Source organism: Variovorax sp. V213 (assembly GCF_041154455.1).
Classification (GTDB): domain Bacteria; phylum Pseudomonadota; class Gammaproteobacteria; order Burkholderiales; family Burkholderiaceae_C; genus Variovorax.
The window spans coordinates 4,873,397-4,887,450 of the sequence record NZ_AP028664.1; the positions used below are offsets into that span (position 1 = coordinate 4,873,397).

Annotated in this window: 14 protein-coding genes; 9 read left to right on the forward strand and 5 right to left on the reverse strand. The window is 68.2% G+C overall.

Annotation, left to right across the window (positions count from 1 at the left end; genetic code table 11):
• Positions 1–55 precede the first annotated feature (55 nt).
• From ACAM55_RS22990 to ACAM55_RS23005, 4 genes are read left to right on the forward strand one after another with little or no spacing between them, the layout of a single operon-like run.
• Positions 56–877 carry an ABC transporter ATP-binding protein gene (locus tag ACAM55_RS22990; RefSeq protein ID WP_369653738.1) on the forward strand — a complete coding sequence of 274 codons (822 nt, stop codon included), beginning with the start codon at positions 56–58 and terminating at the stop codon, positions 875–877.
• Positions 878–891: 14 nt separating this feature from the next.
• Positions 892–1,863, forward strand: a complete 972-nt coding sequence (locus ACAM55_RS22995) for an MlaD family protein (protein ID WP_369653739.1) — start codon at positions 892–894, stop codon at positions 1,861–1,863.
• Between the two features lie 14 nt (positions 1,864–1,877).
• Positions 1,878–2,540 carry an ABC-type transport auxiliary lipoprotein family protein gene (locus tag ACAM55_RS23000; RefSeq protein WP_369653740.1) on the forward strand — a complete coding sequence of 221 codons (663 nt, stop codon included), beginning with the start codon at positions 1,878–1,880 and terminating at the stop codon, positions 2,538–2,540.
• A gap of 48 nt (positions 2,541–2,588) precedes the next feature.
• Positions 2,589–2,810: a hypothetical protein gene (locus tag ACAM55_RS23005; RefSeq protein WP_369653741.1), complete on the forward strand. Its 222-nt coding sequence runs from the start codon at positions 2,589–2,591 to the stop codon at positions 2,808–2,810.
• A gap of 29 nt (positions 2,811–2,839) precedes the next feature.
• Here ACAM55_RS23005 and ACAM55_RS23010 read toward each other — a convergent pair whose 3' ends face one another.
• Positions 2,840–3,703, reverse strand: coding sequence for an IclR family transcriptional regulator (locus ACAM55_RS23010; protein WP_369653742.1), 864 nt, complete (start codon positions 3,701–3,703; stop codon positions 2,840–2,842).
• Between the two features lie 148 nt (positions 3,704–3,851).
• On the opposite strand from ACAM55_RS23010, the gene ACAM55_RS23015 reads away from it, so the two are divergent.
• Genes ACAM55_RS23015 through fahA form a run of 5 tightly spaced genes read left to right on the forward strand, consistent with a single transcriptional unit; the run spans position 3,852 to position 9,366 of the window.
• Positions 3,852–4,811 carry an MBL fold metallo-hydrolase gene (locus tag ACAM55_RS23015; RefSeq protein WP_369653743.1) on the forward strand — a complete coding sequence of 320 codons (960 nt, stop codon included), beginning with the start codon at positions 3,852–3,854 and terminating at the stop codon, positions 4,809–4,811.
• A gap of 59 nt (positions 4,812–4,870) precedes the next feature.
• Positions 4,871–6,508 carry an FAD-dependent oxidoreductase gene (locus ACAM55_RS23020; RefSeq protein WP_369653744.1) on the forward strand — a complete coding sequence of 546 codons (1,638 nt, stop codon included), beginning with the start codon at positions 4,871–4,873 and terminating at the stop codon, positions 6,506–6,508.
• Between the two features lie 8 nt (positions 6,509–6,516).
• Entirely contained in the window at positions 6,517–6,711 is a 195-nt protein-coding gene (locus ACAM55_RS23025) for a DUF2783 domain-containing protein (protein ID WP_369653745.1), read from the forward strand.
• Positions 6,712–6,742: 31 nt separating this feature from the next.
• Positions 6,743–8,053: a homogentisate 1,2-dioxygenase gene (gene hmgA / locus ACAM55_RS23030; protein ID WP_369653746.1), complete on the forward strand. Its 1,311-nt coding sequence runs from the start codon at positions 6,743–6,745 to the stop codon at positions 8,051–8,053.
• Between the two features lie 44 nt (positions 8,054–8,097).
• The gene (fahA, locus tag ACAM55_RS23035; RefSeq protein WP_369653747.1) at positions 8,098–9,366 is read left to right on the forward strand and encodes a fumarylacetoacetase; all 1,269 of its coding nucleotides are present in this window, start codon (positions 8,098–8,100) and stop codon (positions 9,364–9,366) included.
• A 40-nt stretch (positions 9,367–9,406) separates the two neighbouring features.
• Here fahA and mrdA read toward each other — a convergent pair whose 3' ends face one another.
• From mrdA to ACAM55_RS23055, 4 genes are all read right to left on the reverse strand, one after another.
• A complete protein-coding gene (gene mrdA / locus ACAM55_RS23040) occupies positions 9,407–11,374 on the reverse strand; it encodes a penicillin-binding protein 2 (RefSeq protein ID WP_369653748.1) in 1,968 nt (655 codons plus the stop codon).
• 53 nt (positions 11,375–11,427) lie between these two features.
• Positions 11,428–11,949, reverse strand: a complete 522-nt coding sequence (mreD, locus tag ACAM55_RS23045; protein ID WP_369653749.1) for a rod shape-determining protein MreD — start codon at positions 11,947–11,949, stop codon at positions 11,428–11,430.
• Positions 11,946–12,920, reverse strand: a complete 975-nt coding sequence (gene mreC, locus ACAM55_RS23050) for a rod shape-determining protein MreC (RefSeq protein WP_369653750.1) — start codon at positions 12,918–12,920, stop codon at positions 11,946–11,948. Before mreC ends, mreD begins: the two co-directional genes overlap by 4 nt.
• An 83-nt stretch (positions 12,921–13,003) precedes the next feature.
• Complete coding sequence (locus ACAM55_RS23055) at positions 13,004–14,047, reverse strand: rod shape-determining protein (RefSeq protein ID WP_007833435.1); 1,044 nt, start codon at positions 14,045–14,047, stop codon at positions 13,004–13,006.
• Between the last annotated feature and the right edge of the window lie 7 nt (positions 14,048–14,054).

The following is a 14,054-nucleotide window of genomic DNA, read 5'->3' on the forward strand; positions in this document are numbered from 1 at the left end:
CCAAGCAAGCTCGCTCCCGCCTGGCGGAAAGGCGCGCAGCGCCAAGGGTGCACCAATGACCGATTCCTCCACCGTCGTCGTCGACATCCGCAAGCTCTGGACGGTGTTCAAGAACGCCGAGGGCGAGCACGTGGTGCACCGCGACCTCGACCTGCACATCGAGCGCGGCGAGGTGCTCTCGCTGGTCGGCGGCTCCGGCACCGGCAAGACGGTGCTGCTGCGCCAGATCCTCGGCCTCGAAAAGCCCTCGAAGGGCACGGTCGAGGTGCTGGGCCGGGCGCCGGGCGAGCTCAGCGCCAAGGGCGCGGCCAACGTGGGCATGCTGTTCCAGCACGGCGCGCTGTTCTCGGCCTTCAGCGTGCTCGAGAACATCGCCTTTCCGCTGCGCGAGCTCAAGCTCCTGCCCGACGAGCTGATCCGCAACGCCGCGCTGGTCAAGCTGCAGATGGTGGGCCTGGAGCCCCGGCACGCCAACATGAGCCCGGCGGATTTGTCGGGCGGCATGATCAAGCGCGTGGCGCTGGCGCGGGCGCTCATCATGGACCCGCCGCTGCTGCTGCTCGACGAGCCCACGGCCGGCCTCGACCCCGAGGCCTCCGACAGCTTCTGCGACCTGCTGCGCGGCCTGCACCGCGAACTGGGCCTGACGGTGGTGATGGTCACGCACGACCTGGACACGCTGTTCGACCTGAGCACCCGCATCGCGGTGCTGGCCGACCAGAAGGTCATCGTCAGCGGCTCGGCGCGCGAAGTCATCGCGTATCCGCATCCGTTCATCCACGAATATTTTCTGGGAGGGCGCGGCCAGCGCGCCCTGGAGGCCCTGCATGACAAACCCGCCAAAGCCCCGCCGCCGCCCGTCGGCGCGGGCCACTGAAAGGTAGCCACATCATGGAAAACAAAGCCCATGCCATTGCCGCCGGTGCCTTCGTGCTCGGCCTCATCGCCGTGCTCGTGGGGCTGGTGGTCTGGTTCACGCGCGACAACACCGTGCGCAACATCTACGAACTCTCCACCCGCGACGCGGTCAGCGGCCTGCAGCCGCAAGCCATGGTGCGCTACCGCGGCATCGCGGTCGGCAAGGTGGCGTCGATCGACTTCGACCCCAAGGTGAAAGGCAACGTGCGCGTGCGCATCACCGTCGACGAGCGGGTGCCACTCACCACTTCGAGCTTTGCCACGCTGAGCTACCAGGGCGTGACCGGGCTGGCCTTCATCGCGCTGGACGACAAGGGCGAATCGAACGTCGTGCTCAAGCCCAACAACGACGATCCGCCGCGCATTCCGCTCAAACCCTCGATGCTGGCGCAGCTGCAGGACCGCGGCGAATCCATCATCAACCAGGTCGAGGAAGTGACCAAGCGCGCCAACACCCTGCTGGGCGACGACAACCAGAAACGGACGGCCGACGCGCTCGAAAACATCGCGGCAGCCTCGGCCAGCGCCAACGCGCTCATCAAGCAGCTCGACAACACGGTGAAGACCGGGTTGAACCCCGCGCTGGCAGCGCTTCCCGAGACGATGACTTCAGTGAAGAAAGCGGCCGGCGATGTCTCGCGCGTGGCCAACAACTTCAACACCACCGTGGGCCGCCTGAACGCGCCCGACGGCGCGATCGAGCGGCTGAGCGACGGCACCAAGGCGTTGGCGCAGGCGGTCGACTCCTTCAATGCCGCCACGCTGCCGCGCGTGAACCGCGTGGCCGACGACACCTCCCGCGCGGTGCGCCGGCTCGGCCGCGCGGCCGACGGCATCAGCGACAACCCGCAATCGTTGCTGTACGGCAGCGGCGGCACTGCCGCGGGCCCCGGCGAGCCCGGCTTCTCCGCGCCACCGGCCGCCAACTCCCTGGCACGCCCCTGAAGGTGATGACGACCATGAAGAACAATGCCATTCGCACCCGCCAAACGCTTGCCGGCATCGGCCTTGCGCTGCTGATCGCCGGCTGCGGCGCGCTGCCCGACAAGCCGGTGCGCGCCACGCTGTACGACTTCGGGCCCGGGGTTGCGGCACCAGCCGCGGCCACCCAGCCGCCCGCCGCCGCATTACCGACGCTCGCGCTGGCGGAGATCGAAAGCAACACGCGGCTCGACGGCACGCAGATCCTCTACCGGCTCGGCTATGCCGATGCCAACGAACTGCGTCCCTACGGCCAGTCGCGCTGGAGCATGGCGCCGGCGCAGCTGCTGCGCCAGCGGCTTCGCGATGCGCTCGCCGAGCGGCGCACCGTGCTCGGCCCGGAAGAAAGCGCGACCCTCGCGCGCGCCGAGGGCAAAGTGCCCGACACGCTGCGCATCTCGCTCGACGAGTTCAGCCACTACTTCGAATCGGCCAGCAGCAGCGTCGGCCTGGTCCGGCTGCGCGCCACGCTGATCCGCGGCGGCACCGGCGGCGACCGCGTGCTGGGCCAGCGGACCTTTACCGTGCGCCGCCCGGCACCGAGCGCCGACGCGCCCGGCGGCGTCAGGGCGCTGGCCGCGGCCACCGATGCGGCGGTGGCCGACATCGTGCAATGGGTGGACCAGCAGCCGCGGCAGTAAGCTCGGCATCGGTTCAGCCCGCCTTTTCATCACCGGAGGAGACCCACCATGAACGCAACACGCATCATCGGCATCCTGCTCGTCGTCGCGGGCATCGCGGGGCTCGGGCTCGGCGGTTTCAGCTTCACGAAGGAAACGCACCAGGCCAAGCTGGGCCCGCTGGAACTCTCGGTGAAGGAGAAGCAGCAGGTCAACTTCCCCGCCTGGGCGAGCGTGGCCGCCATCGTGGTGGGCGGCGCGCTGGTGCTGCTGGGCGGCAAGAAGGGCTGATCCGGGGGGATACCCGAATCTGACCGGGGTCACGAATCCGGTTTTCCGGAACCGCTTCTTCCGGCAGGCGTTGCGCCCAGCCGCCCGGAGACCGTGCCCGCGCAGGCCCTGAGCGCGCGTGCGATTTCGCCGTCCCAGGCGGTGTCGAAGATGGCGGCCGGGCCGATGGCCGTGACCGACAGCACGATGGCGCCCGTGTGGTCGAACACCGGCGCCGCCATGGCGCTCACACCCTCGATCACCTCGCCTTCGGAGCGGCTGACGCCGTGCGCCCGCACTTCCTCGAGCTGGCGCTCGAACTCGCTCCACGAGGGCAGGGGCGGCTGCGGCGGCATGCCGGCCTCCAGCGGCTGCTCGCCGGTCTTGCGCTGCTTCTCTCGCTGGCGCTCGGCATCGAGCAGCTGCCTGACCGTGTCGGCAGCGAGGTAGGCGGCAAAGATGCGCCCCGAGGCCGTGTTGGTGAGGGAGAACACCGTGCCGTGCCGCATGTTCACGTGCACCGGCGACGGCGATTCGGCCGTTCGCACGATGGTGGCGCCGCGCGCACCCCAGACCGCGAGCGCCACCGTGTGGCCGAGGCGCTGGGCCACCTCGGCGATGAGCGGCGTGGCAATGTGCACCGGGTCGGCCTGCTGCAGGCTGATGAGCCCCAGTTGCAAGGCCAGGGGGCCGAGCAGATAGTGGCCGCTGGCACGGTCCTGCTCGATCAGGCCCAGCCGCCCGAAGCTCACCATGTAGGGATGGGCCTTGGCGGCCGTCATGTCGGCTTCCCGCGCCAGGTCCTTCAGCGCCATCGGCCGGCCGTGGTGCACCAGCGCGCGCAGCAGCTGGCCACCCACCTCGATGCTCTGGATGCCGCGCTGGGCGGCGCGGTCGGTGTCACTGGCTGTCATGGCCCGCCTTGGCGTCTGATTGTTCGTTCATGAAGAAGGGATTAGACATTAACCGATCTGGGGCTTACACTTCGGAAATTCGTTAACCGTGAATTCATTTGCTTTAGACGAATCCGAATTCATCCCACCATTCGACGGAGACACACCAATGAGCCAAGCCAAGAAGTTCGCCAGCCAGGCCGACATGGAAGAAAAGAAGATCACCTTCAGCCAGATCTCGGAGCACGCCTGGGCCTACACCGCCGAGGGCGACCCCAACACCGGCATCGTCATTGGCGACGATTGCGTGCTGGTGGCCGACACCCAGGCCACGCCCGCCATGGCGGCCGACGTGGTGCGCCGCATCCGCGAAGTGACCGACAAGCCCATCAGGTACGTGGTGCTCACGCACTACCACGCGGTGCGGGTGCTGGGCGCGGCCGGCTACGGTGCCGAACACATCCTGGCCAGCCAGGACACGCGCGACCTGATCGTCGAACGCGGAGAGCAGGACAAGGCCAGCGAGATCGGGCGCTTTCCGCGCCTGTTCCAGAACGTCGAGACCGTGCCGCCGGGCCTGACCTGGCCCACCATGACCTTCAGCGGCAAGATGACGCTGTGGCTGGGCAAGCTCGAAGTGCAGTTGATCCAGCTCGGCCGCGGCCACACCAAGGGCGACACCGTCGTCTGGCTGCCAGAGGAACGCACGCTGCTGTCGGGTGACCTGGTCGAGTTCGGTGCCACGCCGTATGCCGGCGATGCCTACTTCAAGGACTGGCCGCAGACGCTGGACAACATCGCCGCGCTCAAGCCCGCCGCGCTGGTGCCCGGCCGCGGCGCCGCGCTCACCACGCCCGCCGAAGTGGCCGAGGGCCTGACCGGCACCCGCAACTTCATCTCCGACGTGTACGCCAGCGTACAGGAAGGCGTGAAGGCCGGCCGCGACCTGAACACGGTCTACAAGGACACCTACGCCAGGCTCAAGCCCAAGTACAGCCAATGGGTGATCTTCGACCACTGCATGCCATTCGACGTGAGCCGCGCGTACGACGAAGCCTCGGGCCATGCCGACCCGCGCGTGTGGACGGCCGAGCGGGACATCGAGATGTGGAAGGCGCTGGAAGGCTGATCGGCCCTGCTCCGTTCCTTCCCGAGGGAGGGGCAAGACAAAAGACACGGAGACAAGACGTGATCGACTATCAAAGCCTGCGCTTCGACTACAAGCGCCACGCCGACCAGGACGCAGCCACGGCCGCCCGCCATCCGGTGGTGATCGTCGGCGCCGGACCGGTCGGCCTCGCGCTGGCCATCGACCTGGCGCAGCGCGAAATTCCGGTGGTGCTGCTCGACAACGACAACACGCTGTCCAGCGGCTCGCGCGCCATCTGCTTTGCCAAGCGCACGCTCGAGGTGTTCGACCGCCTCGGCTGCGGCGACCGCATGGTCGACAAGGGCGTGTCGTGGCACGTGGGCAAGGTGTTCTTCCACGACGAGCAGGTTTACCGCTTCGATCTGCTGCCCGAGCCCGGCCACGAGCGCCCGGCCTTCATCAACCTGCAGCAGTACTACGTCGAGGGCTACCTCGTGGAGCGCGCCGCGGCACTGCCGCTGATCGACCTGCGCTGGAACAACAAGGTGACGGGCATCGAGCCGCATGACGACGGCGCCGTGCTCACGGTGGAGACGCCCGAGGGCAGCTACCAGCTGGCGGCCGGCTACGTCGGCGCCTGCGACGGCTCGCGCTCCAACCTGCGCCAGATGATGGGCCTCGAAGCCAAGGGCCGCGTGTTCCGCGACCGCTTCCTGATTGCGGACATCACGATGGATGCGCAGCTACCGACCGAGCGCCGCTTCTGGTTCGACCCGCCGTTCCATCCCGGCCAGAGCGTGCTGCTGCACAAGCAGGCCGACGGCATGTGGCGCGTCGACTTCCAGCTCGGCTGGGACGCCGACCCGGCGGAAGAACGCAAGCCCGAGAACATCACGCCGCGCGTGCGCGCGCTGCTCGACAGCATCGGCTTCGAAGGCGTGCAGTTCCAGATCGGCTGGGCCAGCGTCTACACCTTTGCGTGCCAGCGCATGGAGCACTTCCGCCATGGCCGCGTGCTGTTCGCGGGCGATTCGGCGCATGGCGTGTCGCCCTTCGGTGCGCGCGGCGCCAACTCGGGCGTGCAGGACGCCGACAACCTCGCCTGGAAGCTCGCGGCCGTGCTCGAGGGCGAAGCGCCCGATGCGCTGCTCGACAGCTATGCCAGCGAGCGCGAATACGCGGCCGACGAAAACATCCGCAACTCCACGCGCGCCACCGACTTCATCACGCCCAAGAGCGAAGTGAGCCGCCTGTTCCGCGACGCGGTGCTGGAGCTCACCAAGCGCCATGCCTTCGCGCGCACACTGGTCAACAGCGGGCGGCTCTCGGTGCCCGCGGTGTTGCGCGATTCGCCGCTCAACACGCCCGATGCCGATGTGTTCAAGGGCGCGATGGTGCCAGGGGCCGCGGCGGCCGATGCGCCGCTCGTGCGGGCCGACGGCAGCACCGGCTGGCTGCTGCGCGAATCCCATGCGGTGCGGTTCACCGCGCTGCTGTTCGGCACCGGTGAGGCGGCCGAACGCAGCCTCCAGGCGCTGAAGGCCTGCGACTTTCCGCTGCACATCGTGCGCGTGCAAGGCGTCTCGCCCGAAAGCGAGCTTGCCACGCAGCGCTACGACGCGCAGCCCGGCACCGTCTACCTGCTGCGGCCCGACCAGCATGTGTGCGCGCGCTGGCGGCATCCCACGGCAGGGAACATCCGCGCCGCCATCGACCACGCGCTGGCAAAGGCATGAGCATCACCATGCAACAGCAACACCACCTGACCACCACACCGAACCTCGAAGCGCCCGACGATTTCTACGAGGCGCTGATCGAGGCGCACCAGGGGCTTTCCACCGAAGAGAGCCACGCCTACAACGCGCGCCTCGTGCTGGTGCTGGCCAACCACATCGGCTCGCTCGCCGTGCTGCGCGAAGCGCTCGAGGCAGCGAAGTAAATACATCCACAAGCCATCTCGTGAGGACACCATGACCACCGCAACCCCCGCCACCGAACGCCTCTATCAAAGCGGCTTCGGCAACGAGTACGCCAGCGAGGCCGTCGCGGGCGCCCTGCCGCAGGGCCGCAACAACCCGCAGCGCGCGCCCTTCGACCTGTACACCGAGCTGCTCTCGGGCACGGCCTTTACCGCGCCGCGCCGCGAGAACCGCCGCACCTGGCTCTACCGCCGCCAGCCCTCGGTGGTGTCGGGCCGCTACCAGCCGTACGCGCAGGCGCACTGGACCACCGGCGCCGACCGCGAGATCGCGCTGCCGCCCGAGCCGCTGCGCTGGCATCCGCTGCCGCTCGACGGCGCGGCCGAAGCCGACTTCATCGACGGCATGCACACGATCGCGGCCAACGGCGACGCCGAAGCGCAGGTGGGCATCGGCTCGCTCATGTACCTGGCGGGCCGCTCGATGGAGCGCCGCGCCTTCGTCAACGCCGACGGCGAGATGCTCGTCGTGCCGCAGCAGGGCCGCCTCGTGATCACGACCGAGCTGGGCGTGCTCGACGTGAAGCCCGGCGAAATTGCGCTGCTGCCGCGCGGCATGGTGTTCAAGGTGGCGCTGCCCGACGGACTCTCCCGCGGCTATGTCTGCGAGAACTATGGCGCGCATTTCCGCCTGCCGGAGCTGGGCCCGATCGGCTCCAACGGCCTGGCCAACGCGCGCGACTTCCAGGCGCCCGTGGCGGCTTTCGAGGAAGACGGCGGCGCCTACGAACTCGTCAAGAAGTTCGGCGGCCGCTTCTGGAAGGCGCCGACGAAGCAGTCGCCCTTCAACGTGGTCGCATGGCATGGCAACCTGGCGCCGGTGAAGTACGACACGGCCAATTTCATGGTGATCGGCTCCATCAGCTTCGACCATCCCGATCCCTCGATCTTCACCGTGCTGACCTCGCCCACCGACACGCCCGGCACCGCGAACTGCGACTTCGTGATCTTCCCACCGCGCTGGATGGTGATGGAGAACACCTTCCGTCCGCCATGGTTCCACCGCAACCTCATGAGCGAATTCATGGGCCTGGTGCTGGGCGAGTACGACGCCAAGCCGGGCGGCTTCAAGCCCGGCGGCGCGAGCCTGCACAACTGCATGGTGCCGCACGGACCGGACGAGGAGGCCTTCGACAAAGCCGCGCATTCCGACCTGAAGCCGCACAAGCTGGACAACACGCTGGCCTTCATGTTCGAGAGCCGCTTGCGCTTCATTCCGACGAACTTCGCGCTCCGGAGCCCGGCGCTCGACACCGATTACGCGGACTGCTGGGCCGGGCTCCAGGACCAGTTCAAGGCGTGACGCCGACGCCGATCGCGCGAACCGACACCCACAGAAAGACACTCATGACCACCGCATTGAACGCCACCCATGACCCGAAGCTGCGCAGCTGGGTCGCCTCGGCCAACGAGGCCGGCTGCGACTTCCCGATCCAGAACCTGCCCTTCGGGCGCTTCCGCACCGCCGGCAGCGACGAAGGCTTTCGCATCGGCGTGGCCATCGGCGACCAGGTGCTCGACCTCCGGGCCGCGGGCCTTGCCGACACCGATGACATGAACGCGCTGATGAGCGCCAGCGCGAAGGACCGCCAGGCCCTGCGCGCTGCCCTCTCCGCCGGCCTTGCCGAAGGCAGCGGCAAAGAGGCGGCATGGTCGAAGGCGCTGCTGCCGCAGGCCAAGGCCGAAATGACCGTGCCCTGCCGCATCGGCGACTACACCGACTTCTACACCGGCATCCATCACGCGACCACCATCGGCAAGCTGTTCCGTCCCGACCAGCCGCTGATGCCCAACTACAAGTGGGTGCCCATCGGCTATCACGGCCGCGCCTCGTCCATCTGCGTGAGCGGCCAGGTGTTCAAGCGCCCGCAGGGGCAGACCAAGGCGCCGGATGCGGCCGAGCCCAGCTTCGGCCCGTCGAAGCGGCTCGACTACGAACTGGAGCTTGGTTTCTTTGTCGGCCGCGGCAATGCGCTCGGCGAGCCGATCGGCATCGGCGAGGCCGAGGACCATCTGTTCGGCGTGACCCTGCTCAACGACTGGTCGGCGCGCGACCTGCAGGCCTGGGAATACCAGCCGCTCGGGCCGTTCCTCTCGAAGAACTTCGCGAGCACGCTCTCGCCGTGGATCGTGACGATGGAAGCGCTGGCACCGTTCCGCGCCAGGTTCGAGCGCCAGGCGGGAGACCCGCAGCCGCTTCCGTATCTCGATGCGCCCTCCAATCGCGAAAGCGGCGCGCTCGACATCACGCTCGAGGTGCTGCTGCAGACGGCGAAGATGCGCGCTGCGGGCGAAGCCCCCGTGCGCCTCACGCGCGGCAACACCACCGAGGCCGCCTACTGGACCGCCGCGCAGCTCGTCACGCACCACACGGTGAACGGCTGCAACCTGCAGCCCGGCGACCTGCTGGGCTCGGGCACGCTCTCGGGTTCCAAGCCCGACGAGGCCGGTTCGCTGATCGAACTCACGCTGGGCGGCAAGCAGGCGATCACCCTGCCCAACGGCGAGAAGCGCACCTTTCTCGAAGATGGCGACACGCTGATCATGCGCGGCTACTGCGAGCGCGCGGGGGCGGTGCGTATCGGCCTGGGGGAAGTCAGCGGAACAGTGGCTTAGAGCCTTGTCCCCTCTCCCTCTGGGAGAGGGAGCAAGACACTCAGGGTGCAGTTGCGGCGGTGGCCGCCGCCGGCCACGCCACTTCGCTGGCCACGCGCGGCTTGCCCATGGGCGCGGCAGCCTTGCCGACCTTGATGGCGGCCATGTCGGCCTCGCTCGGGTACTGGTCCAGCAGCCAGTAATCGAACACGCGGCGCGCGATGGGTGCCGCGGCACCGGCGCCCCAGCCGGCGTTTTCGACGATCACCGCCAGGGCGATCTTCGGATCGTTCACCGGCGCAAAGGCCATGAACAAGGCGTGGTCGCGCTGGTGCTCCTCGAGCGCGCGCGCGTTGTACTTGGTGTTCTGCGCCTGCGTCACGGCCTGCGCGGTGCCGGTCTTGCCGGCCGCCTGGTAGCTGGCGCCGGCAAACACGCCGCGCGCGGTACCGCTGGTGACCACGCTGGTGAGGCCCTCCCGAACGACCGCGACGTTGGGCGCGGTGTACCCGAGGTTCTCGGCCGGCGGCTGGGGCACTGGCGCCACCTGCCCGCTCACCGTGTTGCGCGTGGCCAGCACGAGGTGCGGCTTGTGCTTCATGCCGCCGTCGGCCACGATGGCCGTGGCCTGCGCGAGCTGCAGCATGGTGAAGGCGTTGTAGCCCTGGCCGATGCCCAGCGAAATGGTCTCGCCCGCATACCACTTCTTCTGCTCGGGCCGCTTGTAGGCGTTGCGCTTCCACTCGGTGCTCGGCAACACGCCGCGCACCTCGCCACCCAGGTCGATGCCGGTGATCTGGCCGAAGCCCAGCGGCTTCATGAAGTCGTGGATCAGGTCCACGCCCATCTCGTTGGCCAGCGAGTAGTAGTAAATGTTGCTCGACAGCTGGATCGAGCGCCGCATGTCGACGCCGCCGATGTTGCCCTCGGGGCTGCCGAAGCGGTGGCCGCCGAAGTTGAAGTACCCGGGGTCGTTCACCACCACGTTCGGGCCGCGCTTGCCGGTCTGCAGCGCGGCCAGCGCCATGAAGGGCTTGTAGGTCGAGCCGGGCGGGTAGGTGCCGCGCAGGGCGCGGTTGAGCAGCGGCTTGTCGAGCGATTCGCTGAGCTCTTTCCAGCTTTCGGTGTCGATGCCTTCGACGAACAGGTTGGGGTCGAAGGTGGGCTTGCTCACGAAGGCCAGCACCTCGCCGGTCTTGGGGTCGATGGCCACCAGCGCGCCGCGGCGGTCGCCGAACATGTCTTCCACCAGCTTCTGCAGTTTGATGTCGAGCGACAGCATCACGGTGTTGCCGGGGGTGGCGGGATGGCTGGCGAGGCGGCGCACCGCGCGGCCGCCGGCCGAGGTTTCCATCTGCTCGACGCCGGTCTGGCCGTGCAGCGTCTTCTCGTAGCTTTGCTCGATGCCGAGCTTGCCGATGTAGTCGGTGCCCTTGTAGTTGGCCTGGTCTTCCTCAGCCCAGTCTTCCATCGCGGTCTTCTCGCGCTGGTTGATGCGGCCGATGTAGCCGAGCACGTGCGAGGCGATCTCGCCATGCGGGTAGTTGCGGAACAGCCGCGCCTTGATCTCCACGCCCGGGAAGCGGTAGCGCTGCGCCGCGAAGCGCGCCACCTCCTCGTCGCTCAGGCGGGTGCGGATCGGAATGGAGTCGAAGCTGCGCGAATCCTCGCGCAGGCGCTTGAAGCGGCGGCGGTCGCGCGGCGAGACCTCGAGCACCTGTGTCAGGCTCTCGATGGTTTCCTCGACGTCGCCCACCTTGGAGGGCGTGATCTCCAGCGTGTAGGCCGAATAGTTCGAGGCCAGCACGATGCCGTTGCGATCGAGGATCAGGCCGCGGTTGGGCACCACCGGCACGATGGCCGTGCGGTTGCTCTCGGCCTGCTCGGCCAGGTCTTCATGCCGCACCACCTGCAGGTACACCAGCCGCGCGCCGAGCAGGCTGAAGGCGAAGAGCACCACCATGCCGATCACGATCACGCGGCGCTTGAAGCGCGCGAGGTCGGCTGCGACGTTGCGGATCTCGGTCATGGCGGTGGGAGCTTAGGCGCGGGCAAGTGCGATGGCAAATGCAAGCTTTGGCTTTAAAGAGGACGGTTCTCGTCGGGTTCCGGCGTGCGGCGCTGGGGCGCGAGCAGCAGCGCTGTCGCCAAGGGCCACAGCAAGGCCTCGATGGCCGGCGAGATGAGCACGGTCCAGCCCGGGAACACACCGCCGCCAACCATGCGCGTGACGACCTCGACCAGTTGCGAAACCGCGAAGAGCGGCAGCACCTGCAATGCCTGCGATGCCACCGGATACCAGAGCAGGCGGCGGTGGATGGTGATCGCGAAGAAGCCCAGCGTGGTGTAGGACAGCGCGTGCTGGCCCAGCATGGAAGCCTGGTGCACGTCCATGCACAGGCCGAACACGAAGGCCGCGCCAATGCCCACGCGCATTGGCTGGTGCACGCCCCAGAACACGATGGCCAGGGCAAGCAGGTCGGGCATCCATGCGGCCCGGCCGATCGGGATCATGTTGATGAGCAGCGCCACCACGAGGCTCGCCCACATGAACAGCGGGCTCACGGGCAGCAGGAGCTGCTGTTGTCCGGGACGTTTGATCATCGGGCGCGCTCCGCGGCTTTCTTGTCGGCCTTGTCGCCCTTGTCCGCCTTGGCAGGCTTGGCCTCGGACTTCTTGCGCACCGCGGCGGCGGGCGCGGCGGGCGGCGGTGCCGAGGGCGTGCCCGTGGGCGCCAGCACCAGCACGTAGCGCGCTGCCGTCACGCGGGCCAGCGGCACGCAGTAGATGCGCGCAAAGGCCGAGTCGGCACGCCGTTCGATGCGCTCGATCTTCGCCACCGGCAGGCCCGGCGGATAGACGCCATCGACGCCGCTGGTGGAGAGCAGGTCGCCCTCCTGCAGATCGGCATTGGCGGCCATGAAGCGCAGCTCGAGCCCGCCGCCATGCGCCGACGCGTCGCCGAAGGCCACGCTGCGCACGCCGGTGCGGGTGTTCTGCACCGGGATGGAAAGATCGCGGTCGATCACCAGCGTGACTTCGCTGGTGAAAGGCAGCACCTGCGTCACCTGGCCGAGCACGCCGTGCGCGTCGATCACGGGCGAGCCGGGCGCCACGCCCTGCGTGAGCCCCTGGTCGATGACGATCTTGCGCGTGTACGGGTCGGCCGCGTCATAGAGCACCTCGGCCGCTCGGCCCGGCGCCTGGGTGGTCTGGCGCAGTTCGAGCAGCGCACGCAGCCGCGCGTTGTCCTGCGCCAGCGTGTCGGCCTGGCTCGCGCGTTCGGCCTGCAGCATGAGCGCCTTGCGGGCCTCGTCCTCGTTGCGCTGCGCCGTCTTCAGGTCTTCGAGATAGCGACTGCCGCCGACCACCAGCTGCACCGGCTTGAGCGCCACCCATTGCACCGGGTAGAGCACCGCGCCGACGGCCGCGCGAAGGGGCTGCACGAGATGGAAGCGCGCGTCGGCCACCATCAGGAACAGCGCCAGCGCGCCGAAGAAGATCAGCTTGCTCAGCGCCGACTGCCCCTGGTTGAACAGGGGCGGGGCTGTGCGATCGAGCGTGCCCAAGGGCATGGTTCAAGCCTGGCCGTGCAACGTCAGATGGCAAAAAGGCCGGCCTGCGCAAGCAGAGCCGGCCGATGATGGCGGTGGCGCATTCACTCGCTCGTGAAGATGCTTCCCAAGCGGTCCATGCGCTCGAGGGCAATGCCGCAACCGCGCACCACGCAGGTCAGCGGGTCTTCGGCCACGAGCACCGGCAGCCCGGTTTCCTCGGCCAGCAGGCGGTCGAGGTCGCGCAGCAGGGCGCCGCCGCCGGTCAGCATCATGCCGCGCTCGGCGATGTCGGCGCCGAGTTCGGGCGGCGTCTGCTCCAGCGCGTTCTTCACGGCCGAGACGATGTTGTTGAGCGGATCGGTCAGGGCTTCCAGCACTTCGTTGCTGCTGATGGTGAAGCTGCGCGGCACGCCTTCGGAAAGGTTGCGGCCCTTGACTTCCATTTCCTTGACCTCGGAGCCCGGGAAGGCCGAGCCGATGTTCTTCTTGATGACTTCGGCCGTTGGCTCGCCGATCAGCATGCCGTAGTTGCGGCGGATGTAGTTGATGATGGCTTCGTCGAAGCGGTCGCCGCCCACGCGCACCGAGCCCTTGTAGACCATGCCGCCCAGGCTGATGACGCCCACCTCGGTGGTGCCGCCGCCGATGTCGACCACCATCGACCCCGAAGCCTCGCTCACGGGCAGGCCGGCGCCGATGGCCGCGGCCATGGGTTCTTCGATGAGGTAGACGGAAGTAGCACCGGCCGCTTCGGCCGCGTCCTTGATGGCGCGGCGCTCGACCTGGGTGGAGCCGCAGGGCACGCAGATGATGATGCGCGGGCTCGGCGTGAGCAGCGTGCGCGGATGCACCATCTTGATGAACTGCTTGATCATCTGCTCGGTGATCACGAAGTCGGCAATCACGCCGTCCTTCATCGGGCGGATCGCCTCGATGTTGCCGGGCACCTTGCCCAGCATGGCCTTGGCCTCGCGGCCGACGGCCTGGATCACCTTCTTGCCATGGGGGCCGCCTTCGTGGCGGATGGCGACAACCGAGGGCTCGTCCAGCACGATGCCCTTGTTGCGGGCGAATATCAGTGTGTTGGCGGTGCCGAGGTCGATCGCAAGGTCGGTGGAAAAGTACCGACGGAAAGCTCCAAACATGTGCGGA

Coding starts and splice junctions, on each gene's coding strand:
- fahA (WP_369653747.1), top strand. CDS start 8,098: ATGACCACCGCATTGAACGCCACCCATGACCCGAAGCTGCGCAGCTGG.
- ACAM55_RS23015 (WP_369653743.1), top strand. CDS start 3,852: ATGAGCCAAGCCAAGAAGTTCGCCAGCCAGGCCGACATGGAAGAAAAG.
- mreD (WP_369653749.1), bottom strand. CDS start 11,949: ATGATCAAACGTCCCGGACAACAGCAGCTCCTGCTGCCCGTGAGCCCG.
- ACAM55_RS23010 (WP_369653742.1), bottom strand. CDS start 3,703: ATGACAGCCAGTGACACCGACCGCGCCGCCCAGCGCGGCATCCAGAGC.
- ACAM55_RS23005 (WP_369653741.1), top strand. CDS start 2,589: ATGAACGCAACACGCATCATCGGCATCCTGCTCGTCGTCGCGGGCATC.
- mrdA (WP_369653748.1), bottom strand. CDS start 11,374: ATGACCGAGATCCGCAACGTCGCAGCCGACCTCGCGCGCTTCAAGCGC.
- ACAM55_RS23055 (WP_007833435.1), bottom strand. CDS start 14,047: ATGTTTGGAGCTTTCCGTCGGTACTTTTCCACCGACCTTGCGATCGAC.
- hmgA (WP_369653746.1), top strand. CDS start 6,743: ATGACCACCGCAACCCCCGCCACCGAACGCCTCTATCAAAGCGGCTTC.
- ACAM55_RS23000 (WP_369653740.1), top strand. CDS start 1,878: ATGAAGAACAATGCCATTCGCACCCGCCAAACGCTTGCCGGCATCGGC.
- mreC (WP_369653750.1), bottom strand. CDS start 12,920: ATGCCCTTGGGCACGCTCGATCGCACAGCCCCGCCCCTGTTCAACCAG.
- ACAM55_RS22990 (WP_369653738.1), top strand. CDS start 56: ATGACCGATTCCTCCACCGTCGTCGTCGACATCCGCAAGCTCTGGACG.
- ACAM55_RS22995 (WP_369653739.1), top strand. CDS start 892: ATGGAAAACAAAGCCCATGCCATTGCCGCCGGTGCCTTCGTGCTCGGC.
- ACAM55_RS23025 (WP_369653745.1), top strand. CDS start 6,517: ATGCAACAGCAACACCACCTGACCACCACACCGAACCTCGAAGCGCCC.